The organism is Caulobacter sp. FWC26, from assembly GCF_002742645.2.
GTDB lineage: Bacteria > Pseudomonadota > Alphaproteobacteria > Caulobacterales > Caulobacteraceae > Caulobacter.
Genome location: NZ_CP033875.1, coordinates 1492754 through 1519517 on the forward strand (window position 1 = coordinate 1492754; position 26764 = coordinate 1519517).

General features: G+C 67.1%; 25 protein-coding genes, 1 tRNA gene and 2 pseudogenes. 11 read left to right on the forward strand and 17 right to left on the reverse strand.

Annotated elements, in window-relative coordinates:
• Positions 1–42 precede the first annotated feature (42 nt).
• Positions 43–1140 (reverse strand): DNA-processing protein DprA, encoded by a 1098-nt coding sequence (gene dprA, locus CSW63_RS08515; protein WP_062093265.1) that lies wholly within the window; start codon positions 1138–1140, stop codon positions 43–45.
• Positions 1137–1793 (reverse strand): glycerol-3-phosphate 1-O-acyltransferase PlsY, encoded by a 657-nt coding sequence (gene plsY / locus CSW63_RS08520; RefSeq protein ID WP_062093264.1) that lies wholly within the window; start codon positions 1791–1793, stop codon positions 1137–1139. Before plsY ends, dprA begins: the two co-directional genes overlap by 4 nt.
• Positions 1794–2071: 278 nt before the next feature.
• Here plsY and CSW63_RS08525 point away from each other — a divergent pair, with 278 nt between their 5' ends.
• Positions 2072–3016 carry a DUF5655 domain-containing protein gene (locus tag CSW63_RS08525; protein WP_062093263.1) on the forward strand — a complete coding sequence of 315 codons (945 nt, stop codon included), beginning with the start codon at positions 2072–2074 and terminating at the stop codon, positions 3014–3016.
• A gap of 101 nt (positions 3017–3117) precedes the next feature.
• Here the strand turns inward: CSW63_RS08525 and pyrC are convergent, their stop codons facing one another.
• Both pyrC and CSW63_RS08535 read right to left on the reverse strand, forming a co-directional pair.
• Positions 3118–4419 (reverse strand): dihydroorotase, encoded by a 1302-nt coding sequence (gene pyrC, locus CSW63_RS08530; protein WP_062098690.1) that lies wholly within the window; start codon positions 4417–4419, stop codon positions 3118–3120.
• 184 nt (positions 4420–4603) lie between these two features.
• Positions 4604–5602: an aspartate carbamoyltransferase catalytic subunit gene (locus tag CSW63_RS08535; RefSeq protein WP_062098691.1), complete on the reverse strand. Its 999-nt coding sequence runs from the start codon at positions 5600–5602 to the stop codon at positions 4604–4606.
• A gap of 169 nt (positions 5603–5771) precedes the next feature.
• Between CSW63_RS08535 and CSW63_RS08540 the strand changes: the two genes are divergently transcribed.
• Entirely contained in the window at positions 5772–6263 is a 492-nt protein-coding gene (locus CSW63_RS08540; RefSeq protein ID WP_062098692.1) for a hypothetical protein, read from the forward strand.
• Between the two features lie 66 nt (positions 6264–6329).
• Here CSW63_RS08540 and CSW63_RS08545 read toward each other — a convergent pair whose 3' ends face one another.
• The 3 genes from CSW63_RS08545 to ruvX all read right to left on the reverse strand — a co-directional run bounded on the left by CSW63_RS08545 (position 6330) and on the right by ruvX (position 8058).
• Positions 6330–6821 (reverse strand): hypothetical protein, encoded by a 492-nt coding sequence (locus CSW63_RS08545; RefSeq protein ID WP_062098693.1) that lies wholly within the window; start codon positions 6819–6821, stop codon positions 6330–6332.
• 200 nt (positions 6822–7021) lie between these two features.
• Positions 7022–7483, reverse strand: a complete 462-nt coding sequence (locus tag CSW63_RS08550) for a hypothetical protein (protein WP_099503807.1) — start codon at positions 7481–7483, stop codon at positions 7022–7024.
• Between the two features lie 104 nt (positions 7484–7587).
• Positions 7588–8058 (reverse strand): Holliday junction resolvase RuvX, encoded by a 471-nt coding sequence (gene ruvX, locus CSW63_RS08555; RefSeq protein ID WP_062098696.1) that lies wholly within the window; start codon positions 8056–8058, stop codon positions 7588–7590.
• Between the two features lie 82 nt (positions 8059–8140).
• Between ruvX and gatC the strand changes: the two genes are divergently transcribed.
• Together gatC and gatA are read left to right on the forward strand one after the other, a co-directional pair.
• Positions 8141–8428: an Asp-tRNA(Asn)/Glu-tRNA(Gln) amidotransferase subunit GatC gene (gene gatC / locus CSW63_RS08560; protein WP_062098697.1), complete on the forward strand. Its 288-nt coding sequence runs from the start codon at positions 8141–8143 to the stop codon at positions 8426–8428.
• Entirely contained in the window at positions 8428–9897 is a 1470-nt protein-coding gene (gatA, locus tag CSW63_RS08565) for an Asp-tRNA(Asn)/Glu-tRNA(Gln) amidotransferase subunit GatA (RefSeq protein ID WP_062098699.1), read from the forward strand. The genes gatC and gatA overlap by 1 nt, the downstream gene beginning before the upstream one ends.
• A gap of 58 nt (positions 9898–9955) precedes the next feature.
• Here the strand turns inward: gatA and CSW63_RS08570 are convergent, their stop codons facing one another.
• Positions 9956–10576, reverse strand: a complete 621-nt coding sequence (locus CSW63_RS08570) for a hypothetical protein (protein WP_062098700.1) — start codon at positions 10574–10576, stop codon at positions 9956–9958.
• Positions 10577–10846: 270 nt separating this feature from the next.
• On the opposite strand from CSW63_RS08570, the gene gatB reads away from it, so the two are divergent.
• Entirely contained in the window at positions 10847–12343 is a 1497-nt protein-coding gene (gene gatB, locus CSW63_RS08575) for an Asp-tRNA(Asn)/Glu-tRNA(Gln) amidotransferase subunit GatB (RefSeq protein WP_062098701.1), read from the forward strand.
• A gap of 78 nt (positions 12344–12421) precedes the next feature.
• Here gatB and CSW63_RS08580 read toward each other — a convergent pair whose 3' ends face one another.
• Positions 12422–12781, reverse strand: coding sequence for a hypothetical protein (locus CSW63_RS08580; protein WP_062098707.1), 360 nt, complete (start codon positions 12779–12781; stop codon positions 12422–12424).
• Positions 12782–12972: 191 nt separating this feature from the next.
• A complete protein-coding gene (locus tag CSW63_RS08585; RefSeq protein WP_168193628.1) occupies positions 12973–13470 on the reverse strand; it encodes an RcnB family protein in 498 nt (165 codons plus the stop codon).
• A gap of 136 nt (positions 13471–13606) precedes the next feature.
• Here CSW63_RS08585 and CSW63_RS08590 point away from each other — a divergent pair.
• Positions 13607–13978 (forward strand): annotated as a pseudogene (locus CSW63_RS08590) (hypothetical protein); the annotation flags it as partial.
• A gap of 131 nt (positions 13979–14109) precedes the next feature.
• Positions 14110–14388, forward strand: a complete 279-nt coding sequence (locus tag CSW63_RS08595) for a sel1 repeat family protein (RefSeq protein WP_062098712.1) — start codon at positions 14110–14112, stop codon at positions 14386–14388.
• Positions 14389–14430: 42 nt separating this feature from the next.
• Here CSW63_RS08595 and CSW63_RS08600 read toward each other — a convergent pair whose 3' ends face one another.
• Complete coding sequence (locus CSW63_RS08600; protein WP_062098714.1) at positions 14431–15171, reverse strand: polysaccharide biosynthesis/export family protein; 741 nt, start codon at positions 15169–15171, stop codon at positions 14431–14433.
• A gap of 85 nt (positions 15172–15256) precedes the next feature.
• Between CSW63_RS08600 and CSW63_RS08605 the strand changes: the two are divergent.
• The 3 genes and pseudogenes from CSW63_RS08605 to CSW63_RS08615 all read left to right on the forward strand — a co-directional run bounded on the left by CSW63_RS08605 (position 15257) and on the right by CSW63_RS08615 (position 18803).
• Positions 15257–16788, forward strand: a pseudogene (locus CSW63_RS08605) (Wzz/FepE/Etk N-terminal domain-containing protein).
• Between the two features lie 48 nt (positions 16789–16836).
• On the forward strand, positions 16837–17538 hold the full coding sequence (locus CSW63_RS08610; protein WP_062098718.1) for a hypothetical protein: 702 nt from the start codon (positions 16837–16839) through the stop codon (positions 17536–17538).
• Positions 17535–18803, forward strand: a complete 1269-nt coding sequence (locus CSW63_RS08615; RefSeq protein ID WP_062098720.1) for an O-antigen ligase — start codon at positions 17535–17537, stop codon at positions 18801–18803. The genes CSW63_RS08610 and CSW63_RS08615 overlap by 4 nt, the downstream gene beginning before the upstream one ends.
• On the opposite strand, the gene CSW63_RS08620 is transcribed toward CSW63_RS08615, so the two are convergent.
• The 4 genes from CSW63_RS08620 to CSW63_RS08635 are packed head-to-tail and all read right to left on the reverse strand — an operon-like array spanning position 18800 to position 23460.
• Positions 18800–19573, reverse strand: coding sequence for a polysaccharide deacetylase family protein (locus tag CSW63_RS08620; RefSeq protein ID WP_062098722.1), 774 nt, complete (start codon positions 19571–19573; stop codon positions 18800–18802). The genes CSW63_RS08615 and CSW63_RS08620 overlap by 4 nt on opposite strands.
• Entirely contained in the window at positions 19573–20502 is a 930-nt protein-coding gene (locus CSW63_RS08625) for a glycosyltransferase family A protein (RefSeq protein WP_062098723.1), read from the reverse strand. Before CSW63_RS08625 ends, CSW63_RS08620 begins: the two co-directional genes overlap by 1 nt.
• On the reverse strand, positions 20499–21941 hold the full coding sequence (locus tag CSW63_RS08630; RefSeq protein ID WP_062098725.1) for a lipopolysaccharide biosynthesis protein: 1443 nt from the start codon (positions 21939–21941) through the stop codon (positions 20499–20501). Before CSW63_RS08630 ends, CSW63_RS08625 begins: the two co-directional genes overlap by 4 nt.
• A gap of 10 nt (positions 21942–21951) precedes the next feature.
• On the reverse strand, positions 21952–23460 hold the full coding sequence (locus tag CSW63_RS08635) for an exopolysaccharide biosynthesis polyprenyl glycosylphosphotransferase (protein WP_099504025.1): 1509 nt from the start codon (positions 23458–23460) through the stop codon (positions 21952–21954).
• Between the two features lie 140 nt (positions 23461–23600).
• Here CSW63_RS08635 and CSW63_RS08640 point away from each other — a divergent pair.
• Positions 23601–23691: transfer RNA gene (locus tag CSW63_RS08640), tRNA-Ser, on the forward strand.
• A 772-nt stretch (positions 23692–24463) separates the two neighbouring features.
• Here the strand turns inward: CSW63_RS08640 and istB are convergent.
• Together istB and istA are read right to left on the reverse strand one after the other, a co-directional pair.
• Positions 24464–25192 (reverse strand): IS21-like element helper ATPase IstB, encoded by a 729-nt coding sequence (gene istB, locus CSW63_RS08645; RefSeq protein WP_066684304.1) that lies wholly within the window; start codon positions 25190–25192, stop codon positions 24464–24466.
• Positions 25179–26693, reverse strand: coding sequence for an IS21 family transposase (gene istA / locus CSW63_RS08650; protein WP_066684306.1), 1515 nt, complete (start codon positions 26691–26693; stop codon positions 25179–25181). Before istA ends, istB begins: the two co-directional genes overlap by 14 nt.
• Positions 26694–26764: the final 71 nt, after the last annotated feature.

Consider the following 26764-nt stretch of genomic DNA (forward strand, 5'->3'; position numbering starts at 1 on the left):
GCGTCTGACGCCAGCGTATCAGCCGGGATCCGGAGCGGAAGCTTAGGCCCCCGCGACCAATCCGCCGTCGAGAAGTTCGGCGCGGCCGGCCAGGCTCAGCTCCACCAGCGCCGCCATCACCGCCGAGGCCGGGGCGGCGGCGGCGCGGACGAGGTCGTCGCGCGAAACGGGCGTGGGCGAGAGCAGGGCGGCGATACGCTCGCGCAGAGCGTCGTGGTCGATGTCCATGTCGGGCGCAGGCTCGTAGCGGTGGTCGTGTTCACGCAGATGCGTCTGGCCCGACAGCGAGCGCAGCACGTCCTCGGCGCCTTCGCACAGGATCGCGCCCTGGCGTATCAGGTCGTTCGTGCCCTTTGAGCGCGGGTCCAGCGGCGAACCCGGCACGGCGAAGACGTCGCGGCCCTGTTCGGCGGCCAGGCGCGCGGTGATCAGCGAGCCCGACTTCAGCTCGGCCTCGACGACGATGACGCCCAGCGACAGGCCCGAGATGATCCGGTTGCGGCGTGGAAAGTCCTTGGCCTGGGCGCGGCGGTCGGGCGCGCTTTCCGAGACCACGCAGCCCTCGGCGGCGAGACGGGCATGCAGCCGGTCGTGCTCGGGCGGATAGATGTCGCCGACCCCGCCGCCCAGAACCGCCACCGCGCCGGTGGCCAGCGAGCCTTCGTGGGCGGCGCCGTCGATGCCGCGCGCCATGCCCGACACAACGACATGGCCGGCGGTTCCCAGATCCGTGGCCAGTTGGCGCGCGAAGCGCTGGCCGGCGGCCGAGGCGATGCGGGCGCCCACAATGGCGAGGCTGGGCTGGGACAGCAGCTCCGCCCGTCCCAGCGCCCAAAGCACGGGCGGGGGAGGATCCAGGGCCGCAAGCCGTGGCGGGAAGTCGGGCTCGCAGCCGCAGATCAGGCGCGCGCCCAACTTGTCGCCGGCCTCGAGCTCCTGCTCGATCGCCTCGCGCGGCGGCAGGGACAGCGGTACGGCGCGGCCGCCCTTGCGGGAGAGGTCGGGCAGGGCCGACAGGGCCCGCTCGGGCGTGCCGTAGCGGGCGATCAGGTGGTCGAAGGCGACAGGGCCGACGGTCTCGGTGCGCGCCAGGCGCAGCCAGGCGAAGCGCTGGATGTCCGAGAGCCGGCCGGGCGTCACGGCGCATCGGGCGCGGGCGGAGCGTCCTCCGCCGGCTTCTTCTTGCCGATCTTGGGCTCCTGGCCCTTGAGCAGGCGCGCGATGTTCTCGCGGTGACGGATGAAGATCAGCACGGCCATGAACAGGCACAGGCCCAGCATCGGATAGGGTTGGTCGAAGGCCAGGGCGAAGGGCGCGGCCAGCACGGCAGCGGTCAGGGCCGCCAGCGAGCTGATGCGGAACAGGAAGGCCATGGCCAGCCAGGTCGCCCCGGCGGCGACGCCCACCGGCCAGGCCGCGCTCAGCAGAACGCCATAGAAGGTGGCCACGCCCTTGCCGCCCTTGAACTTCAGCCAGACGGGGAACAGGTGGCCCAGGAACGCCGAGCCGCCGGCCAGGGCGATCACCGCCGGATTGCCGTTGGTCAGGTAGCGGGCCAGCAGCACGGCTACCACGCCCTTGCCCGCGTCGCCCAGCAGGGTGATGGCCGCCAAGTCCTTGCGGCCCGAGCGCAGCACATTGGTCGCGCCGATATTGCCCGAGCCGATCTGGCGGATGTCGCCGGCCCCACCCAGCCGCGTGGCGATCAGCCCGAACGGGATGGAGCCCAGCAGGTAGCCGCCGACGATGGCGATCCCGAGGGTGAGATAGGCGATGGCGGCGAGATCTTGCACGGTTCGACCCTAAGGCGAGTTGCGCGCGAATTCAACCGCTGCGCAAGCGAAAGCTGTGGGAGAAGTTTAGGGCAGAGTCGGACACTAAGCGAGTTTCCTTCTCTTCCTGCGGGAGAGGGGCGTGGCGAGACGGATGGGCGGTTACCAAGCGCAACAACACTTCTCTTCAATTGGCGGCCTTGCGCATCCTCGCGCAAGACGTGCAATGGTGAAGCAGGCTATGTCGGCGTCGGGGCGGGGATGCCCTTCAAGCCCAAGTCACTGAAGCAACGGTCAAAATGAGCGATATCAAACTCTTCCGTATCGGTGCCTCGCCGGTGGCTGAATTGGCGCCGCAGAGCTACCAAGTCGAAAAATCTCTACAGAGCCTTTTTGAGGCAAACCTCGAAACACTTCTTGGAATCCGGTTTGTCGCTTCTGAGTACAGCACAGGGCCAGTTCACGGTGGACGTATAGATACGCTTGGTCTCGATGAGGATGGAAGTCCTGTCATCATTGAGTACAAGCGATCCGTGAACGAGAACGTTATAAATCAAGGTCTATTTTATTTAGACTGGCTAATGGATCACAAGAAGGAATTCATGTGGCTGGTCATGGACAAAATGGGTAAGGAGGTGGCCGACAAAGTTGAGTGGTCGGCGCCTCGACTAGTCTGCATCGCTGGCGATTTTACTCGTTACGATAGTCATGCTGTGAAGCAGATAAACCGCAGCATTGAACTCATGCGATACCGTCGCTTCTCAGATGAAATGCTACTGATCGAGCTCATCCACACGCCTCGGGTAGCGTCCCGAGCGTCGACGATACTAGAAGTCACATCCCAGGAATCCGCCGCACCGGCTACGGGCGGTAAAGACCCCTATCTAAGCTCAAAAATTGAATATCGGCTGAGTAACTCTGCTGGAGAGTTGCGAGATCTATGGGATTCGACCAGCAATTTCCTGATGGGTCTGGGCGACGACGTTCAGCTTAAGGAGCTAAAATTTTATCACGCCTTCAAGCGCATAAAAAATTTCGTGTGCCTAGAGATATATCCTAACGCGAAGACGGTAACGGCCTATGTAAAGATAAGTCCTGATACAGTATCTCTTGAGGCGGGATTTACTCGCGACGTCCGGAAAATTGGACACTTCGGCACGGGCGACCTTGAGGTCACGATGCGGAACTTTGACGATTTTGCAAAAGCGCAGACACTGTTCCAACGTGCCTACGAGGGCGGGTGAACGAACTTAAACGAGCGCATTCTATCGAATACTCGTTTGGGCGCATTCGGTCCGACGAGGGCTTGGTCTGCTCACCTACTATGCCACTGGCATCCAGAGCTCTAACCCTCCGCCCGATGCACCACACGGCCATCCACTACCGTCATCAACACCTGCCCCTGCAACCGCCGCCCGTCGAACGGCGAGTTCTTCGACTTCGACAGCAGGCGCGCGGCGTCCACGATCAGCGGCGCGTCGATGTCGCAGAGCACGAGGTCGGCCGGCGCGCCCGGAGAGAGACGGCCCCCGCGCAGGCCCAGCAGCTGGGCTGGGGCCAGGGTGACGGCGCGGATCAGGTCCAGCAGCGGCAGGCGCTCCTCATGGTACAGCGACAGCAGGGCCGGCAGCAGGGTTTCCAGGCCCACGGCGCCGGGCGCGGCCTCGTCGAACGGCAGGCGCTTGTCCTCGGCCGGGGCCGGGCTGTGTGAGGAGACGACGATGTCGATCAGGCCCGAGGCCAGGGCCTCGATCAGGGCTTGGCGGTCGTCCTCGCCGCGCAGGGGCGGGTTCAGCTTGGCGAAGGTGCGGTAATCGCCGATGTCCAGCTCGTTGAACGACAGGTGGTTGATCGACACCGAGGCGTTGATCCGCAGGCCCTTGCCCTTGGCGCGGGCCAGGGTTTCCAGCGCCTGGGCCGAGCTGATCTGGTCGACCAGCAGCTTGCCGCCGGTGGCTTCCAGGAGGGCGACGTCGCGCTCCAGCATGATCCGCTCAGCCATGGGCGAGATCGACGGCAGGCCCATGCGGCCGGCGAACTCGCCGCCGATCGCCGCGCCGCCCCGGCCCAGCCACGGGTCCATCGGCCGGTGGGCCAGCAGGGTGTCGAAGCCCTTGGCGTAGGTCAGGACGCGCTGCATGACCTTGCTGTCGACGATCGGTTTGCCCGCGTCGGTGACATAGACGCAGCCGGCCTCGCGCATCAGGCCGATCTCGGCCATCTGCTCGCCCAGGAGGCCCTTGGTCGCCGCGCCGGCCACCAGGATGCGGGCGCTGTCGACGTCGCGGGCCCGGCGCAGGATGAAGTCGACCATGCTGGGGTCGTCGATCGCCGGGGCTGTGTCGGGCTGGACGACGAACGAGGTGACGCCGCCGGCCGCGGCGGCCTTGGCGGCGCTGGCCAGGGTTTCCTTGGTTTCGGCGCCGGGCTCGCCGGTGCGGACGCGCAGGTCGATCAGGCCGGGGGCCAGCAGCGCGCCGCCGCAGTCCACGACCCGCACGGCCTTGGAGAGCTTGCCGAACTCGCGGCCCTTGGCCACGTCGGTGATGACGCCTTCGGAGACGATGACGCCGCCGGGACCGTCGTAGCCGCTCTCAGGGTCGACCAGGCGGGCGTTGACGAAGGCGAGGGGCTGGGGGGCGTTCATGCTTGCAGGCCTCGCGAACCGAAAACAAACATCCGATCCTCCCGGCGAATGCCGGGACCCAGATTCATACGATGATTTTGGGGTGATCGCGCCATCGAGCCCGACCTCGGATGGTTATGCTCGCGGGTTCGATCTGGGCCCCGGCATTCGCCGGGGAGGTCGGGAAAATGGATGCAGGCCGCGATCATCGCCCAGCCTCCTCGATCCGCGCCGCGAGGCTGGTGAGCACCGCCATCCGGGCGGCGACGCCCATTTCGACCTGGTCCTGGATCAGGCTGACGGCCGGGTCGTCGGCGACGTCGGAGTCGATCTCGACCCCCCGGTTCATCGGGCCGGGGTGCATGACCTTGGCGCCGGGCGCGGCGCGGGAAAGCTTTTCGCGGTCAAGGCCATAGAAGCGGAAGTACTCGCGCGTGGACGGCACGAAGGCGCCCTGCATCCGTTCCAGCTGCAGGCGCAGCATCATGACAACATCGGCGCCTGCCAGGCCCGACTTCATGTCGTGGTGGACGGCGACGCCCCAGCGCTCGGCCTGGGCCGGCATCAGGGTGGGCGGTCCCACCAGGCGCACGCTGGCGCCCAGGGTGTGCAGCAAGGCGACGTTCGAGCGGGCCACCCGGCTGTGCAGCACGTCGCCGCAGATCGCCACCGTCAGGCCCGACACGCGGCCAAAGGCGCGGCGGATCGACAGGGCGTCGAGTAGAGCCTGGGTCGGGTGCTCGTGCTGGCCGTCGCCGGCGTTGACCACGTGGCCGCTGACCTTCTGGCTGAGCAGGCTGGCCGCGCCCGACGAGGCGTGGCGGACGACCAAGAGGTCAGGCCGCATGGCGTTTAGGGTGACGGCCGTGTCGATCAGGGTCTCGCCCTTGGCGACCGACGAGGTCTTGGGGTTCATGTTGACGACATCGGCGCCCAGACGCTTTCCCGCCAGCTCGAACGAGCTCTGGGTGCGGGTGCTGTTCTCGAAGAACAGGTTCATCAGCGTCCGACCCTTGAGGATGTCGAGGGTCTTGGAGGTCTGCCGGTTCAGGGCGACGAAGGCGTCGGCAAGATCCAGCAGATCGGCGGCCTGCGGCGCGTTCAGATCGCCTGCGGACAGGAAATGGCGCTTGGGAAAGGCGAAGACGCGGGCGCGGATCGTCTCGATCGCCTCGCGGGCGGGGTCATGGGCGGAAGCCGTCATGAGCCCGCGTCTTAGGCGGCTTTGACCGTTAAGGAAAGGGCGGGCGACCCGGCGCGCGCCGAAGGGGGTGGATTAGGAACCTATTCGATCGCCCGACTTGTTGCCAGCCTCCGGAGGCGCATACTGTAGGCCTTCGCGTTCCACTGGGGCGCGCCGATCGGGGTCGGCCATGCTGCTGCTCATACTCGCTGTCTTGCAGACCTCCGCGCCGGCCGAGGAGGCGCGCGCCAAGCTTCAGTCGTGCCAGACGACCGACAAGGGCTGGGTCTGTCACTATCAGTTGCCGACCGAGATGACGGTGAAGCCGTTGGAGGGGCCGCCGCCGGTGGTCGCGCCGCCTGCGTCGGTGGAGCTGTCGCCAGCCCCGCCCGCCAAGCCCGAACCGGAAGCGCCGGTCGCCGACAAGCCTGCGGACCTGTCGCGCCAGACCCGCCTGATCGCCCGCTGCGGCGACGCCAAGTGGTACTCAGTCTGCCTGCCGGGCGAGCGCAAGGAAGCCCAGCTTCTGAAGGAGGCCGCCGCCAAGTCAGCCGCTTTGCGAGCCAAGGTCACAGGTCTTTTGAGCGAGAATCGCTGCGATGAGGCGGTGAAGGCCGCTCTGGAGGGCGGTGACCTGCCTCTGGCCCGTGAGGCCCGGGCGTTCTGCGCGCCGCAGCGCTGAGGTTCAAAAGAAAGAGGAGGGGCCTTTGGGGCTCCCTCCTCTCGAAACACTGAACTCGAAGAGCGCTTAGCGGCGCGGCGGAGCCGGCTCGCAGCGCACGCCGTCGGCGCAGCCCGAGAAGTGGATCTGCGGCGCCTCGACCGTGACGGCCGACGGACGCACGAAAACTTCCGGACGATGCAGGTAGATCTGCGGCGCGGCCACGCGGACCGGCGGCGCGTCGACATAGACCGGCGGACCCTGGATATCGATGCGGCCCGACGGCACGACCACCGGCTCGCCATAGACGCGGACGCCGGGCGCCGCGACGCGGATGTCACCCCAGCCCGTGGTCGGGCCATAGAACACGACCGGACGCGTGCAGAGGCAGTCGTCCGCTGACGGAGGCGGCGGCGACGGAGGACGCGGCAGCGGCGGATAGGTCGGCGGCGGCGGAACCGGCGGATAGCTGCGAGCGGCGGGCGCCGGCGCGTAATTACGGCCATCCGCGAGCACGGGGCTCACCGACATGCCGGTGATGGCCACGGCCATCAAACCCATGAAGACCTTCTTCGTCACGCGAGCCCCCTCGTTTGCCCTCAACCCCAATTGCATCGTGCAGGAACGAACCTGGAGCCCTGTCCTGACGCGCAGATCTTAACCTTAACCAAATGTAAAACGATGTTGTCCCAAAAATTCACCTCGGGGGCGAATTTCTTCTTCGCAACGTCGATACCGACGGAGCGAAGACCCCAAAAAGGGTTTCAGCCACGCGGGCCCTAATGAGACGCCGACGGGCGACGCGCCGGCCCCTCACAAGCGATCGTCCGCCAGTCAAAGCTGGCTTCGCGCAGGACGCGGCGCGTCATCACCAGCCGATAGGTGGCGGGCGCCGTGTAACGTTCGGTCCGGGCAGGCGTGACGAGGACAGACTCGGAGACCGTCTTGTAGACGGCCGGCGCGCCGGCGGTGGCCTCGCGAACCAGGACCTCTTTCTGCTCGAGGCGGTAAACCGCTTCGAGCGTGCGCGTCTCGACCCGGGCTGGTTGGTCCAGCACCTGCTCGGCCTGGTCCTCGTACTGCGCGGGCAGATAGACCTTCTCATAGCACTTGCCGGGTTCGGGATTGGGCGGGCAGTCGCCGCCGTCGCCCGCGACGGTCACATCCGCCGCCAGCATCGCCAGCAAGGCCGCCGCGGTCGCGACCGCGCGACGCTGGTCTGTCTTGTGCTTGAAGTCCACGCCCGCCCCCGAGTTCGCGATCGACCCAGATTAACCAAACCGGTTTGCTGCGGAAAAGCCCAAGGTTTCTCGCTACGGGCGAAAGTCTTGATGGACCGGGGATTTTAGAGCCCTCGCAGGCGCTCCAGCGCGCCCTGCAGGATCCAGCCGGCGGCCATCTTGTCGACCACCTCGTCGCGGCGCTTGCGCGAGATGTCGTGCTCGTCGATGAGAACGCGGGTGACGGCGGCCGTCGACAGGCGCTCGTCCCAGAAGGTGATCGGCAGGTCAGGCTTGAGGCGCAGCAGGTTGCGGCCCAGCGCCCGGTTGGACTGGCAGCGCACGCCTTCAGTCCCGTCCATGTTCATCGGCAGGCCGATGACGATTCCGACGGCGCCCCGGCTGTCCATCAGCTTGAACAACTGCTCGGCGTCCTTGCTGAACTTGGTCTTTTCGATCAGGGCCAGCGGGCTGGCGACGGTGCGGGTGACATCGGATACAGCGACGCCGATGGTCTTCTCACCGGGGTCCAGACCCACAATGGCGGCGTATTGCGGGAGGGCGGCGGCGAAGTCTTCAATGTCGAGAACGGGCATAGCTCTCCTTATCAGGAGCCGCGCCGCTTGAAACCTTGTCTCCAGCCTAGTAACCGACGCGTTCGAATTTCAGGAGATCCCCATGGCCATTGACGCCGCCACCGTGCGGAAGGTCGCGCGCCTCGCCCGCATCGCGACGCCCGAAGAGCGCCTGGAGCCGCTGGCTCAGGAACTGAACGGCATCATGACGTGGATCGAACAGCTGGCCGAGGTGGACACCGACGGCTGCGAGCCGCTGACCAGCGTGGTCGCCGCCGGTCTCCCGCTGCGCGAAGACGCCGTCACCATGGGCGGCGACCCCGCCAGCGTGACCCGCAACGCGCCCAAGTCGATCAACAACTTCTTTGTCGTGCCGAAGGTCGTCGAATAATGAGCCTGACGAACCTGACCCTGAAGGCCGCCGTCGACGGCCTGGCCGCCGGTGAGTTCACCTCTGTCGAACTGACCAAGGCGCACATCGAGGCCATCGAAGCCGCGCGCGGCCTGAACGCTTACATCCTGGAAACGCCGGAGCAAGCGTTGGACATGGCCGCCAAGTCCGACGCCCGTCGGGCGGCTGGCCAGGCCGGGCCGCTGGAAGGCGCGCCGCTGGGCGTCAAGGACCTGTTCTGCACCGAGGGCGTGCGGACCACGGCCTGCTCCAAGATCCTGGAAAACTTCGTCCCGACCTACGAGTCGACGGTCACGAGCCAGCTGTGGCGCGACGGCGCGGTGATGCTGGGCAAGCTGAACCTCGACCAATTCGCCATGGGCTCGTCGAACGAGACCTCCTATTTCGGCCCGGTGACCAACCCCTGGCGAGCCCAGGGCTCGACCAAGGCTCTGACGCCGGGCGGCTCGTCCGGCGGTTCGGCCGCGGCGGTCGCGGCGGACCTGTGCCTGGGCGCCACGGCGACCGACACCGGCGGCTCGATCCGCCAGCCGGCTGCGTTCACAGGCACGGTCGGGATCAAGCCGACCTACGGCCGCTGCTCGCGCTGGGGCGTCGTCGCCTTCGCGAGCTCCCTGGATCAGGCCGGCCCGATCGCCAAGACCGTGGAAGACGCGGCCCTGCTGCTGACCTCGATGTCGGGCCACGACCCCAAGGACTCGACCAGCCTGGACATCCCGGTTCCGGACTTCACCCAGTTCGTCGGCAAGTCGGTCAAGGGCCTGAAGATCGGCATTCCGAAGGAGTACCGTGTCGACAACATGCCGGCCGAGATCGAGAAGCTCTGGCAGGACGGCATCGCCTGGCTGAAGGAAGCTGGCTGCGAGATCGTCGACATCAGCCTGCCGCACACCAAGTACGCCCTGCCGGCCTACTACATCGTGGCCCCGGCCGAGGCGTCGTCGAACCTGGCCCGCTATGACGGCATGCGTTACGGCCTGCGCGAAGAGGGCGCGAACCTCACCGAAATCTACGAGAACACCCGAGCCGCCGGCTTCGGCGACGAGGTCAAGCGCCGCATCCTGATCGGCACCTATGTGCTGAGCGCCGGCTATTACGACGCCTACTACCTGAAGGCCCTGAAGGTGCGTCGCCGCATCGCCGAGGACTTCGACAACGCCTGGACGCAGTGCGACGCGATCCTCACCCCCACTGCGCCCTCGGCGGCGTTCGGCCTGGGCGAGAACAGCAACGACCCGATCGCCATGTACCTGAACGACGTCTTCACGGTGACGACGAACCTGGCCGGTCTGCCGGGCCTAAGCCTGCCCGCCGGCCTCGACGCCAACGGCCTGCCGCTGGGTCTGCAGATCATCGGTAAGCCCCTGGACGAGGCGACGGTGTTCTCCGTCGCCGGGGCCGTCGAGAAGGCCGCCGGCTTCAAGGCGAAAGCCGAGAAGTGGTGGTGATGTAGAAAAGGGCGGCTCCGGATCGGAGCCGCCCTTCTTCTTTGCGCTTAGGCCGCCGTTACATCGGGTTCACGGGATCGGGCGTCGGCGTCGTGGTCGTTTGGGGCGCGGCCGGGGCCGGGATGACGAGCGGAGCCGGTTCAGCGATCGGCGGCGCGCTGACGGTTGGGGGCGGGGCCGAGACCGTCGCGCTGACGTTGGACGAAGCGCTAGAAACGTCCGGTGTGCTGGCCTCCACCGGCGCGGCGATGGCGCTACGGGCCGGAGCGCGGGCTGGGGCCGAAGCGCGCGGCGTCACGGCGCGGGCGACAGGAGGCGGCGCCGGGGCGGCGAGTTCGTTAGCCGCCAGTTCCGTCGGCTGCGGAATCGGCGTGGCCGGGCTTTCGATCGGGACCGCGCGGGCCGCCGGTTGGCTTTGCGCCGCAGCGGCCTGCAGAGACTGGGGATCGGTCGGCGTGTCGGGGCGATCGCCCATCGCCATCCAGACCAAGCCGCCCGCCACCAGGGCCAGGACGGGGGTGCCCACCATCAAGGGCAGGTTGTCGCCGGTCTTCTTCTTGGGCGTCCGCGCATAGACGGGTTGCGACGGAAACAGAGCCGAAGCATTCCGGTCCGCCATAACGGTGGGTTCGGGCGCATCGAAGTTGAGCGTCGGGCGGCTTGTGTAAGCGGTGGCCATGTCTACCTCCGTGAATGAGAAATTCGTGGAATCGAACGGCGTGATAACTCAGCGGTTCCCAGCGCCTCGCAATGGCGCCGGATTTGACTAGAAACCGCCATTTTCTCGCTCGCGGTTTAATACTTCCCGCTCCGCTAGGGAGAGGCCCGCCGCGTAGCGGCGGAGTGTGGCCTGTCTGCGCGACGGGCGGCGCCAAGGCCTTGCGGAAGAGTGCACGCCCGTGCCGCGAGAGCTTTTCCGCGCGCCCTTGCTTGATGTAGAGAGACCGCCATGACGCAAGAATCCAAACAGATCCAAGGCCGCACCGGCCCCTGGGAAATGGTCCTCGGTCTAGAGGTGCACGCCCAGGTCGCCAGCAAGTCCAAGCTCTTCTCGGGCGCCGCCGTCGGTTTCGGCGCGGGGCCGAACGAGCAGGTGAGCCTCGTGGACGCGGCCATGCCGGGCATGTTGCCGGTGCTGAATCGGTTCTGCGTCGAGCAGGCGGTAAAGACGGGCCTGGGCCTGCGCGCGCAGATCAACCTCAAGAGCCGCTTCGACCGGAAGAACTACTTCTATCCCGACCTGCCGCAAGGCTATCAGATCAGCCAGTTCGACCAGCCGATCGTCGGCGAGGGCGTCGTGACTGTCGAGCGTGACGACGGCACGACCTTCGACGTCCGCATCGAGCGCCTGCACCTGGAGCAGGACGCCGGCAAGTCGCTGCACGATCAGGATCCCAACGCGACCTACGTGGATCTGAACCGCGCCGGCACCGCGCTGATGGAGATCGTCTCCAAGCCCGACATGCGCACCTCCGAAGAGGCCGCCGCCTATGTGAAGAAGTTGCGGACGATCCTTGTGTATCTCGGCACCTGCGACGGTGACATGGAGAAGGGCAACCTGCGCGCCGACGTGAACGTCTCGGTCTGCCGTCCGGGCGACTACGAGAAGTTCCGCGCCACGGGTGACTTCAAGCACCTGGGCACGCGCTGCGAGATCAAGAACGTCAACTCGTATCGCTACATCCAGCAGGCGATCGAGTACGAAGCCCGTCGCCAGATCGAGATTCTCGAAGACGGCGGGAAGGTCGACCAGGAGACCCGCCTGTTCGACCCGAACAAGGGCGAGACGCGCTCGATGCGCAGCAAGGAAGAGGCGCACGACTACCGCTACTTCCCCGATCCGGACCTGCTGCCGCTGGTGCTCGACTCGGCCTGGGTGAAATCGATCGAAGAGACCCTGCCGGAGCTGCCGGACGCCAAGAAGGCGCGCCTGCAGAGCCAGTACGGCCTGTCGGCCTATGACGCCGGCGTGCTGATCATCGACGCCGACCGCGCTGACTACTTCGAGGCCGCCGCCAAGGGGCGTGACGCCAAGCTGGTGGCCAACTGGGTGACCAACGAACTGCTGGCCAAGCTGTCGGCGGCCGGGACCTCGTTCAGTGACTCGCCCCTGCCGCACACCGACATCGCCCAGTTGGTCGAGCTGATCGAGAACGGCACCATCTCGTCGAAGATCGCCAAGGAGGTCTTCGAGCACATGTGGGCTGGCGAAGGCCGCCCCGCCGAGATCGTCGAGAAGCGCGGCCTGGTGCAGATCAACGACACCGGCGCCATCGAAAAGGCCATCGACGATCTGATCGCCGCCAATCCTGACAAGGCCGAGGCGGTGAAGGAAAAGCCGCAGGCGCTGGGCTGGTTCGTCGGCCAGGTCATGAAAGCCACCGGCGGCAAGGCCAACCCCGGCACGGTCAACGAACTGCTGCGCAAGAAGCTCGGCGTCGAATAGGCGCCCGACCACTGCGAAACGGACGAGGGCCCGCAGCGTTAGCTGCGGGCCCTTCTTCGTTGATGCGAACGGTTTCGATTACTGCGGAGTTTGCGGCGCTTCGGGTGGCGTGGTTGCGGGGGTGCTGCCGGCCTTCTTGGGCTTTTTGGCCTTCTTGCCGGCGAGATCGCCGGGCGAGGGAGTCGTTGTCTGATCCTCAGCCACCGGTGCGGTGGTCGAACTGGGCGTTGCGGCCGAGTCTGCGGGGGCGGCGGTCTCCGGCGGGGCGGGTGCGTCGGGTGACGCCGGGAGCGTCGTCGAGGCCGGCGGAGTCGTCATAGACGGCAGGGGCGTCGTGGATGGCGTGGTCGTCTGGGGAGACGTCTGAGCCAGCGCCGAGCCGGCATAGGCCAGGGTGGCCAGGGTCAGGGCGGCGGTGGCGGCGCGCAGGGTGTTCATGGGCGTGACCGTGTTGCTGCAGCGTCGATGTGTGACGCAAGGCCTACGCTGGCGGGGCAATACGGTCGAAATAACCTCGGATTCGGGCCATGACGCCGCATCCGGGACGCTGATGCGGCGCGGATGGCGGTAAAACGGCGCCCCAGGCAAAGCCCAGGACGCCGTCGAAAGGCCCGTAAACGCTTTGAGGTCTAGCGGTTGGCGATGACGTCGAAGATCAGGCCCGTCGCGATCGCCGCGAGCACGTAGTCATTGCCCGTGCGGTACCAATAGTAGCCGCGCGGCGGCGAGCGCAGGTCGTAGCGGTAGTAGTCGTTCACGACGTAGCCGTGCCCGCGATAGTAGCTCGGCAGATAGGCGCCGCGACGCCAGGCGCTGTAACCGGGGCGATAGCCGGGATGCCCATAGTAGGCCACCGGCGGCGGGCCGTAGTACCAGCGGCTATTGTAGTAGTAGCCGTTATGACGGCCGCGATCCCAGCGGTCGCCGCGATCCCAGCCGCCACGGCGGTCGCGATCCCAGCCGCCTCGGTCATGGTCACGGCCTCGATCCCAGTTGCGGTCCCAATCGCGCTCGCGGTCACGGTGTTCCCAGCGGCCACGGTCCTGAGCGGCGGCCTCGGTGGCGGTCAGCGCCATGGGGCCGGCAACCGAGGCTGCGGCGGCGATCGTCAGCAGCAGACGTTTCATCTCGTCTTCTCCTTGTGGTCGGGCGAACACCCGGGGGCGGCGCCAAAAACTTCCCTCGACCTTGGAACGCACGATGAGCGGCTCTGGCTGAACCCAGCCTGAATGGGCTTGTCAGCGATTTGCCCTGTCGCCCTCTTGGCGTGCGGGCGGGCTTCGGCCGATGGCCGGTCAGACCCATCGGCTGTACGCGGTGCTGAGCAAGCGCCTCGACGGTCGCAAGTTCATCTGCGGCCAATTGTCCATCGCCGACTTCATGATCTGGCTCTGGATTGCGGCTCGGAAAAATCAGGGCATCATCCTGGGAGAGTTCCTGCACCTGAAGGTGTGGTTCGAGCGCGTCGGCGCGCGTGAAGCCGTTCAGAAGGGCTTCAAATTGCGGTCGGAACTGCGCTCCGGCGGGCGGCAAGCCTCTGGAAAGGCTGCGGAAGACGCTCGCAGAGTCCTGTTTGGCCGGAGGAGGGCGTTAACGCGCTGTATACTGGGGTTTACGTCCAGTAATCACCGCTAATAACCAGTGTATTCGACATAATTTTCATGATGTTTCGCCGCTTAACTATATGTTCAGTGGCGGTGGACTTTTCTTCTCTCAGGCTCTGATCCGCCAGAACGGCGGGGCCAGCCCGAGAGAGGAGATGTGCCATGATGTTGATGAACGAACCGCCGGCCGTCGTTTCCACGCTGCCGTTGCCCACCGCCGAATCCACCGGCGACGAACTGTTCCGCATGGGCCTGCTGTATTCGACCGGTCAGGGCGGCGCGCCGCTGGACTATGTGTCGGCCCACATGCTGTTCAACCTGGCCGCCATGCGCGGTTCGATCGAGGCCAAGGTCTATCGCAAGGAACTCTCGCAGGAGATGGCCAGCGAAGACGTCGCCGAAGCCCAGCGTCAGGCGCGCGAGTGGTTGGCCCACGGCTGAGCCTGGGTCGCCAGGCTCACGTCGCCTCGTTGCCGCGACGTCCTAACGGATGTTGCCGTTGATCGCGTAGCTGAAGCTGACCGGCAGCAGGTCGCGGAAGTACTGCTGCATGAACAGGCCCGTCTCCGCCGCGCCGCTGCGCGGCACGTAGACGATGTCGAAGCGGCGCAGCGGCACCAGGTCCGCGCCGCCCGGGCTGGTCAGACCCTTCAGCAGGTCGGCCGTCCGCATCATCGCCCGCCCGTCGGGGCCGCGGCGAATGATGATCACCTGATTGCGCTTGGCGCTGGTCTTGAAGCCGCCCGCCTGGATGATGGCGCGCAAGGCGTCCCCGTCGCCGGCCATGTCGTAGACGCCGGGGTTTCCGACCTCGCCGCCGACGAACACCTTGAGCGGCGCCGTCGCCTTCACTGAAATCTGAACCTGAGGCCGCAGCAGCGTGCCGGCATAGGCCTGGCTCAGCGAGCTCTGCAGTTCGCCGATCGTGCGGTCCGCAGCCATGACCGGCGCGACCAGAGGCACGGTGATCCTGCCGTCGGGCTGTACGGTGGCGCTCTTGTTGAGCTCCGGCGCCGAGGGCACGGTCATCTCGATCTCGTCGCCCGGATAGAAGCGATAATCGGGCTCTTCCTCGCTCCAGTCCGCATAGCCGATGTTGGAAAAGCTTGCGGTCGGCCGGGGCGCGGGCGTGATCGGCTCTGCGTCGAGATGGCCGCACGCGGTCAACCCGCCGGCCAACAGGACCACGGTCAAGGCCGTCGTGAGATGCGTGCGGCTCTGCATGCGGCAAGTCTTAACAGGAATGGGTAACGAACCCTTAAGACCGCCAGCCCCAGGGTGCGAGACAAGTTAGATCGCCCGGATTCGCATGTCGACGAGCGCCTGGATCAGCGTGCCGCACGACTCTCCGCCGCCCATGGCGGGGGGAAGCGCGGGCGCGCGGGCGCGCTACGCCCCGAGCGACTTCGTCACCCTGCTGTGGCGCGAGCGTTTCCTGATGCTGGCGGTGTTCCTGGTGATCACCTTGGCCGGCGTCGGCTTCGCGCTGAGCCTGAAGAAGAGCTACGAGGCTCAGTCCAGCCTCTTCGTGCGGCTGGGCCAGGAATATGTCTACGAGCCCCGCGCCGGCGACGCCGGGCGCGGCGCGGTGCCCAATACCGACGAGGTGATCCAGTCCGAGGCGGAGATTCTGGGCAGTGGCGAGCTACGTGAGCGGGTCATCCGCAAGATCGGCTTTGGCAACATCTTCCCGAACGCCGCCGCCAAGTACGCGGCCGCGACGCCGGAGGGGAAGCGCAAGCTGATCGCCGAAGGTCGCGACTCGATCGCCAAGAGCATGAAGATCGAGACCGCGCCGGATAACTCGATCATCCGTCTGGCCTACAAGCATCAAGACCCGGAAATGGCGGAGAAGGTCCTCAATACCCTGCTTGAGGAGTACCTGATCTATCGTCGCACGCTGCTGATCGGCGGCGACAACCGGGTGCTGCAACGCCAGCGCGACATCTTCTCGCAGAAGCTGTCGGACGCTGACGCGGCCTATCAGTCGTTCCTGACCACCAACGATATCGGCGACTTCACCGCCCAAAAGACCGCGTTGACCCAGCTGCAGGCCCAGGTGGAGCAGCAGAAATACTCGGTCGACGCGCAACTTCAGGATCGCATGGGACGCTTGGCGGCCGTGGAGGCTGAGCTGGCGCGCACGCCGGCCGAGACCATCCTCTACCGCGACACCGATATGTCGGCCTCCACAAAGCTGGCCCAACTGAAGCTGGACCGCGAGGGGCTGCTGTCGCGCTACACGCCCAATGCTCAGCCGGTGATCGACATCAACGCCCAGATTGCCCAGCTTGAGGCGGGGTTGGCCGCCGGCCGCACTGCGGGCGAAGGTGCGCGCCGCAGCGGTCCGAACCCGATCTGGCAGACCCTGGCCACCACCCGAAACGACCTGCGGGCCGAAGTTGCGGCGCTGCAGCAGTCGCAGGCCGCCTACGCCCAACAGGTGACGGACGTGAATTCGCGCCTGCTGCGTCTGGCGCAACTGGAGCCGCAGTTCAACGAGCTGTCGCGCGACCGTGACGTGCTGTCCTCGAACGTCCGCGATTTCACGGTCAAAGAGCAGCAGGATGAGGCCCAGCGCCAGATGTCGGCCGAGAGCAGCGACAACATCCGCATCGTCCAGCGCGCCGTCGCGCCGTCGATCGGCAAGAGCCTGAAAAAGCCGGTTCTGGCCCTGGCGATCATGTTCGCGGCCTTCACAGCCTTCTGCGCGGGCCTAGTGCGGATGTTCCTGCGGCCGGGGCTCCAGACGCCAGCCTCGGCTTCGCGCACTCTGGGCATGCCCGTGCTGGCCACGGCCGCCGTCAAACGGTGAGCGCTTTCGTCGCCTTTCGCCCGTAGGGTTAATATCGCAACTTGCGAAGTCCTGGCCGCGTAGCGATTCGGTAGATGGTGGATTTGAACGTCGAGATGACGGAGTTGTGGAGCGCGCTGGGCGCGCCCCCGGCCGGCCGTCCGCACGTCGTTCAGTTCGTGGCGGCGCGGCGCGGAGAGGGGACCTCGACGGTCGCCCGGGAATTCGCGCGCTTCGCCTCACGAAGGGCCGGTCGCAAGACGTGGCTGGTCGACCTTGATCTGGTTGAGCCTAGTCAGTATCGCGCCCTGGCGGCCGATCCCCAGCGCTATGGCCCGCTGGGCCCGCCCGTGGCGGCCTCGCCGGACGATTCGGCCCCCTTCACCGTGCAGCCGCCCGCGCCGCGCCCCGAGGGCGGGGTGTGGCCCGATGCGAAGTATCTGGTTGGCCACAGCGTCGGCGGCCCGCGCCTGTGGGTCGCGCGGTTCAACCGCGAGGCCTTGCGGGGCCGTCAGCAGGCGCACCTGATCCCTTCGCCGGACTATTGGAAGGCCCTGCGCAAGCACGCCGAGATCATCGTCGTGGATTGCCCGTCGGTCGACCGGTCCCCGGCCGGCCCGACGATCGCCCGCCATATGGACCTGACGGTTCTGGTCGTCTCGGCCGACCAGCCCGACGTGCGGCAGCCAGCCTTGCTGCGCGACGCCATCACGGCGGCCGGAGGGCGGTGCGCGGGGCTGTTTTTCAACAAGGTCTCGTTGCAGCCGCCGGCGTTCCTGAAGGCGATCCTGCCGTGACCTATGCGCCCGCCCCGGTCGGCTGGAGCGCCGCGCGGCCCCAAGCGGTTTCGCCCTCGCTGCTGACGGTCATGGCGGCGGTGGTCATGCTGCTGATCTACAGCGCCGGCTGGCAGCTTCCGCTGTTTGGCGAGAAGGCTGACGAATCGGCGTCTGGCCTGCTCCGGGTGGCCTTTCTGCCGGCCTATGGCCTAGCGTTTCTGCTGATCATGGGCCGGCCGTGGAACATGATCCGGGTCACCGTTCGGCAGCCCTTTCTGATCCTTCTGATGGGCGTCATCGCCGCCTCGATCTACTGGTCGATCCAGCCGGACGTCTCGATCCGACGGGGCTTCGCGGTCGGCTGCACCACGCTGTCGGGGCTGGCGCTGGCCGCCCGGTTCCGCTGGGCGGAGCTGGCGCGGGTCTATGCGATCGTCTTCTGCATCCTGATCGTCGCCAGCTATGTCGTCTGCCTGGCCGTCCCGTCCATCGGGGTGATGACCGAGCTCTTTCCGGGCGCCTGGCGAGGCCTCTGGATGGAAAAGAACTCCCTGGGCGGCCTGATGGCCCTGGGGGTCTGCCTGCTCGGCGCCACGGCCTTGCTCAATCCATCCACCGCCAAGCTGTTCCTGCCGTTCGCCTTCCTCGCGCTGGGCCTTGTGCTGATGTCGCAATCCAAGACAGCGCTGGCCTCATTGATGCTGGGCCTGATGGCGCTGGGTTTCGTGTGGATCGTCCAGCGCGGACCCGCCTACGGCGCGGCGGCGACCTGGGCGGGGGTGACGGGCGCGCTGCTTCTGGGGATGTTCCTGCTGCTGGCTTCGGACGTCTTCTTCTCCATCCTCGGCAAGGACGCCACGCTGACCGGCCGCACCGAGATCTGGACCGCCGCTATGCGCCAGATCGAACAACGCCCCTGGCAGGGCTACGGCTACGCCGCCGTCTGGAGCGACAAGTCGGGCTGGGGGCCTCTGGCCTGGATCGTCAACGACGCCAAGTTCATTCCCCAGCACGCCCACAACTCTTGGATCGAGCAGTGGATCGGCATCGGCCTGTTCGGCCTCGGCGCCTGGGGCCTTTTCTATCTGCAGACCATGTCGCTGGCGCTGGTGGCGGTCTACCGCGAACGCGGCGCGATGCTGGCCTTCCCGTTCCTGGTGGTCTTCACGCTGGTCAGCCTGACCGAGAGCATCGCCGTGGTGTATAACGACTTCCGCTGGGTGCTGTTCGTCTCGCTGGCGGCCAAGCTGGCCTTCTCCGACCGCGCGCAGGACGACGCTTAGAGTCCGATCCGGCGAGCGCCCTCAGCGACTGTCACGACATCGAAGCCATCGGCGACGGCACGGTCGATCAGGCGCTCCAGCGCCGCCGTCGTGCATCCCCACTGCGAGGGCTGCTCAGCCACGTCATGCGTGTAGAGGATCAGCCAGGCCTTGCGGGTCTTGGCCTTGTCGAGCCAGGCGCCGGCGACGGCTTCACCGGCCTCGCCCTCGATGCCGACCGCCGGGGCCTGGTTGAGGTCGGCGCCGTCCGTGATCAGCCCGTGATGCAGAGCGCGCAGTGTCTTGAACCGCCCGCTCAGCGCCGTCTTGGCGGGGGAGGCGACATCGCCATAAGGGTAGGCGAAGCTGACCGGCTCCCCGGCCCCCCAGGCCGCCAGGCTTTCGGCGTTGCGGTCCACGTCCTGCAGAGTGGTCGCGCGGCTGGACTGGCCGCAGTCGAGGTGGGAGTAGGTGTGGCAGGCGATCTCGTGGCCGGCCTGATACAGGCGTCGGGCGTCCTCGCCCGTGGCGAACCGGCCCATGGGCCCGTCGCGCCCGGCCAGGCCGGCGGCGAAATAGTAGGTGCCGCGCAGGCCCCGGGTTTCCAACGCCCTGGCGCCCGCCTCGCAGGCGGTGGCGGGCGCATCGTCGAAGCTGAACGACACCATCGGCCGCTCCAGCGCCACCCGGGCCGGGCGACGATGAGCCAGTCGGATCAGACGACGACGCAGCTTGCCCTTCAGGCTGCGGTCGGGCTCGTAGGCGTCAACCTTCTCGAACTCCACCTGCATCAGACGGCCTCGCTGTAGAGCGCCGCGCGATAGAGCCGCATGGCGAAAGCGCGGAGGGAGACGGGCGCGGCCTCCGAGAGCGCCATCTGTTTCAGCATCGGCCGCCATACACCGTGCAGCGGAACCGACTTCAGGAGCTTGGCGACCTTGTAGCTGGGATAGGCGCGGACGACCTCTCGATGGCTGGCGACCACCCGCGCGAAGTTGGCGGCCGACTGCTCGTACTTGGCGGCCATGACCGGCGCGGGGTCCAAGCCCAGATGGGTGGCGGTGTTGTCGATATGCAGAATGGGATGCTGGCGCGCGACCCGCATGGCCCACTCGACATCCTCCCAGCCCCAGCCCGAAAAGCCCTCGTCGAAGCCGATGGTCTCGAACACGTCGCGATGTACCAGCAGGTTCGAGGTGAAGACGTGTTTCTCCGGCGCCTTGGCGCGCTCGGGCGCGGGCGTGCAGTCGCTCTTCAGAGCCATGGCCCGGTGCAGGGCGTGCTCGGGGCGCGGGGGTGTCTGGTCGAGCGTGAACCCGCCGAACGCCACCGCTGCGCCGCTGTCGGCAACCGCCGTCCAGCGCTCCAGGAAGTCGGGCGTGTCGGGCAGCATGTCGCTGTCGAGGAACAGCAGGTGCGCGCCGCGCGCCTGCGAGGCCAGGCGATTTCGGCCTCGGGCGCGGCCTTCGTTACGCGCCAGCCGGATAAAGCAGGCCGGAACCCGCATCCGCTCGATCCGGCGCGCGATCCGTTCGGCCAGGACATCGTCGCCGCCACCATCGTCCAGCAGCACGACCTCCACCGGGGCGAGGGCCTGGTCCAGCGCCTTCAGCAGCGCGCAGGGATCGTCGCGGAAGGTGGGGATCAACACCGAGAGCCGAGGCTGGGCGTCGGCCCAGGCGGCGTTCTCCAGGCGTAGCGCGTTCATGGGCGCGTTCATGCGGCTTGCGCCTTTCGACGGAGGATCAGGGAAAGCTTGCCGCGCAAACCCGCGACATCGAGACCCAGCACCAGGGCGCCGTAAACAGCGGCTCCGACACCGGCCTTCAGGACCAGTTCCAGCAGACCGCCCGGTGACGGAAGCGCCCAGACACAGGCGGCCATGACCAGGCTCGCGCCGCCCGCCTTGAACAACACGTCCCACGGGATGGGGAGGGGACAGGCGCGGCGGCCCAGCGCCCAGGCGGCGACCGCGCCCAGCCCGTAGCTGACCGTCGTGGCGATTAGCGCGCCGTCCAGTCCCAGGCGAGGGATCAGAACGAGGTTGAGCGCCACGTTGGCCAGCGCCGGCGCGCTCATGCTGACGATCAGCAGCGGCGTGCGGCGGGCCAGGGTGAAGGCTTGCAGGAGATAGTAGGTCGTCACGCCCGACAGCCAGCCGCTAGCGGCGATCCAGGGGGTGACATGGCTGGCTTGCGCCCGCATGACTTCGCCGACCATCAGGTCCGCCAGGGGGCGGGCGACCAGCGCCAGGCCGACGGCGGCGGGCAGGGTGAGCAGGGCCATGACGCCGGCCTGTTCGCGCGCCGCGTCTTCCAGGGCCGGCTGTCCGCCGCGCTCCAACGCCTGGATCAACGCCGGCCCACCGGCCATGCCCAGCCAGATAAAGACGACATCAAGGGTGCGGCTGCCGAGCGAATAGCCGGCGTGGTAGACGCCGACGGTCGCCTCGTCGAGGAAGGCCGCCAGCAGCAGGCGGTCGGTGCTGGCCAGCACCAGGGCCAGGATCAGCGACAGCGCCACGGGCGCCCCGTAGATGAAGTAGCTCCGCGCCAGCGCCTTGTCGAAGCGTCCGCCGGCCATGAACCTCAGTTCGCGCGGGAGCACCATGGCGACGCAGACGAGCGAGACGACCCCGATGCCAAGCAGCGGCGCCGCGCCGCCCAGGCCTGTAAGCGCGAAGCCCAGGCCCAGGGCGAACCCGCCGGCGGTCTGGACCATCGACAGCAAGGCCGCGCTTGAAACCTCGCCCGCCGCGCGGCGACGCTCCTGCGCCAGCTTCGCCAGGCTGTTGACGAGCACGGCGGCGAAGCCGGCCGCCAGCGCGATCCGCAAGGGCTGTCCCATGGGCGCCAGGGTGAGAACGGCGCCGCCGATCACCGGAACGGCCAGGGCGGCGCCCAGCCAAAGGCGATAGAGGGTGGCGAAGTGGTCGGCGATCCGGCCATCCTCGGCGCGCGTCGCCAGAAACCGGGCCATGGCCGCCTCGGTCCAGGTCAGCAGGGCCGTCTGGGTTAGGCTGAAGACCGAGAACGCCAAGGCGTAGACGCCGTACTGGGCCGGATCGAGCAGTCGCGTGAACAGGACGATGGTGAGAAGGCCCACCACGCCCTGAACGATATTGACCGGCAGGTAGCCGAGGACGCCACGCCAGAACATGCCGGGCGGCCTAGCGCACGGCGGACCGATCCCCCAGCAGGCAGGGGATGGTCATGGCGATAATGTAGAGGTCCAGCCACAGCGACTGGCGCTCGATATACTCCACGTCCAGCGCCACGCGCAGGCGGACGCTTTCGGGCGTGTCGACAGGGCCTCGCGAGCCCTTGATGGCCGCCCAGCCCGTCAGTCCGGGCTTGATGCGGTGGCGATGGGCGTACTGAGCGACCAGCTTGGCCGACTCCACGCCGCCGGTCTTCATACCGATAGCGTGCGGGCGGGGGCCGACGATCGACATCTCGCCCTTCAGCACGTTGAACAACTGCGGCAGTTCGTCGAGGCTGGTCTTGCGGATGAAGCGGCCCAGACGGGTGACGCGCTCGTCTCCATAGGTGACCTGGCGCGTGGCGCAGGCGTCGGCCATGTCGTGGCGCATCGAGCGGAACTTCCACACGAGGATGACCTCGTTGTTGAAGCCGTGGCGACGCTGACGGAAGAAGATCGGGCCAGGACTGTCCAGCTTCACGGCCAAGGCGACAACCAGCATGATTGGACCGGCCACCAGCAGGCCCAGGCTGGCGACGATCAGGTCCTGGGCGCGCTTGAGCAGCGCCCGGCGGGCCGAGGCGGGCGAACCGGACAGCGGGCTGTCGCTACCTGCGGCGATGCGGGCGAGCGCGGCGTCGTCTTCAACCACGCCGCCAACGTCGATGAACAGGTGAAGCGGGTTGGGCAGAACGTCCAGTTTCTCGACCAGCTGGCGCACGCGCGCCTGGGCGGTCGAGGCCACGGCGATCACGATCCGGTCGACATAGGGCATGATCCGATGGTCGAGCAGGGCGGATGTGTCGCCCAGGACAGGAACCCCCAGGATGTTCTCGGGCGCGCGGTCCAGCCGATCGTCGAAGACGCCCAGCACATTGACCTCGCCGGTGCGCATCGCCGCCTCGATGAGGCGCTCGGCGTTCTTGGTTGCGCCGACCACGACGATGTTCGGCGTCAGGCGACCTTGCGCGCGGCCGCGCGCGATGACTGTCCACCACGCCAGATGTGATACGCTCAAAGCTCCGGTGGCCGCCAACAGCGCCCAGACAGCGGTGGGCTCCGACCGTCCGGAGACGACGACGAGACCCGTCGCGATCAGGAGGCTGACGCCCAAGGCTAGTCCAGCCCGCGCCATGTGCGCGGCTAAAGACTGCTTGCGCGGAAAGGCGTAGGTGTCGAGGAGTCTCAGGCCGATCAGGGTCGTGACGGCCCACACGCCGGCGGCGACCGGATGACCCGCCACGGTGATCGCGCCCCCCAAGCCCGCAGCGAGCACGACGTCCAGCCCCCGCGCGGCGCGCGCGAGGAGCCGTGTCTCAAGTCTGGCCCGCGATGGCACCAGACGACCCGGGCGGAACGGACCTCGCTTGGCCGGCCCCGGTCCAGGCCCGTTCGCCGCGCCACCGGTGAACGGCGAAGCCGACTCCGGCGCGACGCCGAAGGCCAGGTTTTCGACGGTGGAGACGGGGGAAGACACGGTACGCACAGGGCTCGTCATTGAAAAAACCGCGTTCAGCCTAGCGGCCCCATCTGAGCGTGGCGTTAACATCGGAATTTTCCGACATCCGCCGTTGTCATCGCGAACCGAACACGCTATCGAACCGCTCCCTCTCAGGAGGAGACGTGGCCGAGAGGCTGAAGGCACCGCTTTGCTAAAGCGGCATACCTCAAAAGGGTATCGAGGGTTCGAATCCCTCCGTCTCCGCCAACACCTCGAATAAGTCATTGTTTTTCGGGTGAAAATTTCCGCCGATCAGCATCGGCCCTACTTCAGGTCCCACTTGTTGAAACAGATATCGGCCTTCGTTTCGTAAGCGGACCCGACGTCGAATCGTTTCAACGTCCATTTCCCGCAGCAAGCTAGATGCCCCCAGGGCTTTCCACCCACGCCGATGGCTCAGCGCCTGAGGGCTTGGATGACGACAATCAGGATGCTGCCATCGGCTTCGGGTTTCGGGCGCCCCCTGAAACCCTGCCTCGTGGGGAACAGCGGGTGTGCAAGCGGAGCTCCGCCTTCGCGGGGAAGAGGCCGCATGGAGCGCGGCGAGGGAGGCTGGGCGGAAGGCGCTCGTAGTGCGCGGAGGGCGGGCTAGGTTTTCGCGGGCACCTCCCACGCCCGAACTCGCGCTTCCCCCTCGTCGATGCTGATGGAAATGAAATCGGGACGCGGATCGGGCGGTGGCCTAGCTGGATCGTTCTGTCGGCCAAGGTAGCCGTGGTACGTTGACACAAGACCAGCGGCCGATTTTTTGCCCCAATGGGGCGTGAGGAGATCGCCAAGGTGTCAAACGGCGTCCAAAGCTGACCCCCAATATGCGTCCAAAGTTGACCCCTCTACGCTCTGTTCCCGGACCGGCGGCGAGGCGCGTAGCGGTCAGCTAGCGCAGCGCGTCGCCGCCTAGTGAGCCACTGATCTTTCAGCTGCCCGGAGGGGGTCTGGGGGAGGTTGAACAAGTTGTGGATGACGCTGGGCGCGCCGGTCAGGCGCGGTTCCTGAGCCGCCAGCTGTCATTGCCGGTCTCGACGATGTCGCAGTGATGAGTCAGGCGGTCGAGCAGCGCCGTGGTCATCTTGGCGTCGCCGAAGACGGTGGGCCACTCCCCGAAGGTCAGGTTGGTGGTGATGATCACCGAGGTGCGCTCGTAGAGCTTGCTGATCAGGTGGAACAGGCGCTGGCCGCCGGACTGGGCGAACGGCAGGTAGCCCAGCTCGTCGAGCACCACGACGTCCAGACGTGAGAGCTGGGCGGCCAAGGCGCCGGTCTTGCCGCGCCGGGCCTCGTCCTCAAGGCGGTTCACCAGATCGACGGTGTTGAAGTAGCGGCCACGGGCGCCGGCCCGCACGACGTTGGCGGTGATGGCGATGGCCAGGTGGGTCTTGCCGGTGCCCGTGCCGCCGACCAGGACGATGTTGCGGTGATCGGCCAGGAACGAGCCGCTGTGCAGGGCGCGGACCAGGCCCTCATTGATCGGCGAGCCGTCGAAGGTGAAGCGCGCCAGATCCTTCATCGCCGGCAGCTTGGCGGCGGTGATCCGGTAGCGGATGGAGGCGGCCTGGCGGTGCGCGGTCTCGGCCTTGAGCAGGTCGGCCAGCATCTCCAAGGCGGTGCGGTTGCGCTGCAGGCCCGTGGTCACCGCGTCGTCGAACGCGGCGGCCATGCCCTTCAGGCCCAGCTGACCCAGGGCCTCGATCATCTCATGCCGCTGCACGGGGACCTCGCAGCAGGTCGTAGCGGGCGCAGTCGGCGATCGGCGGATGACGCAAGGCCAAGGCCTGTGACGTGGTGATCGCCTCGGGCCTGGGCGGTTCGCGCCGTCGGGCCAGGATGTTGAGGATCACCTCGTCACTGGCGGCGCCGGCGTCGAGGGCCTCGCGGACCGCGTCGTCCACGGCGTCCAGGCCGTCGTCGAGGACGCTGGCCAGCACCCGAACGAAGCGCCGATCGGCCTCGTCGCCCGAGCCCAGTCGCTTGCGCAGCCGGGTCAGGGCGGGCGGCAGAGACCAGTCCTGGAACGGCGCGCCGTTGCGCAGCGCCCCAGGCTTGCGTGCCAGGACAGGCAGATAGTGCCAGGGGTCATAGACGGTGTGGTCGCGCCCAAAGCCGCGGGGATGATCGGCCACGACCTCGCCGTCGCACAGGACCATGACCCGGTCGGCATAGGCTCGGATCTGCACCGCCCGGCGCGCCGCCCTGGCCTCCACCGAGTAGCGGTTGCGGTCGAAGTTGATCAGGCAGGTGGCCTGGGCGACGGCCTCGACCTGGTGGAAGCCGTCGAAGGGCCCTACGAACGGCGCCAGGAACGGCCGCTCAGCCTCGAACACCTCCTGGACTGTGCGGTCGCGATACTCGGGGTGACGGTCGTTGCGGGCCCGGCGCTCGCACTCGGCTTCCAGCCAGCCGTTCAGCTCCTCCAGGGTCCTGAACCGAGGGCGCGGCTTGAAGATGTTGTCGCGGGCGTAGCCGACCTGGTTCTCCACCTGGCCCTTCTCCCAGCCCGAGGCCGGGGTGCAGGCCACAGGCTCGATCAGGTAGTGGGAGCACATCTGCTCGAAGCGCCGGTTGAAGCGCCGGGTCTTGCCGGCGAACACCGCCTCCACGGCGGTCTTCATGTTGTCGTAGATGCCCCGCCGGGTGACACCGCCAAACAGCGCGAAGGCCCGGGCATGGGCGTCGAACACCATCTCCTGGGTCTCGCGCGGATAGGCCCGGATGTAGAAGCGGCGGCTGTGGCTGAGCCGCAGGTGGGCCACCTTCACCGTCAGCGGCGTGCCGCCGATCTCCACCTGGTCGTGGCTCCAGTCGAACTGGTAGGCGTCGCCCGGCGCGAAGCTCAGGGGCACGAAGGCCTCGACCGGCGAGCTGACGCCCCGGCGCTGATCAGCCCAGCGGCTCGCGTAGCGCCGAACCGCATCATAGCTACCGTCGTATCCCTCACGACTTAGTAGGTCGGCGATCCGTGTCAGCGTCAGCCGGTCTTTACGAGGGCCCGAGGCATTGGCCTCCAACATGCCCTCCAGGCGCTCGATGAAGGTCCCAAGCTTGGGGTGCGGCTGCTCGCGCCGCTCGTAGACCAGAGAGGTCTCTCCCGATCTCAAGACCTTGCGCACCGTGTTGCGCGCCAGGCCCATCTCCCGCGCGATCGTCTTCACGCCCTTACCCCGCGCGAAATGCTCGCGCCGGATCTTCGCCACCGTCTCCAATACCAACATCCCTGTCTCGATCCGCAGCTCCACAAGCCGCCGATCTGGCCATCAAAGCCTCAAGGATAGGGGGTCAACTT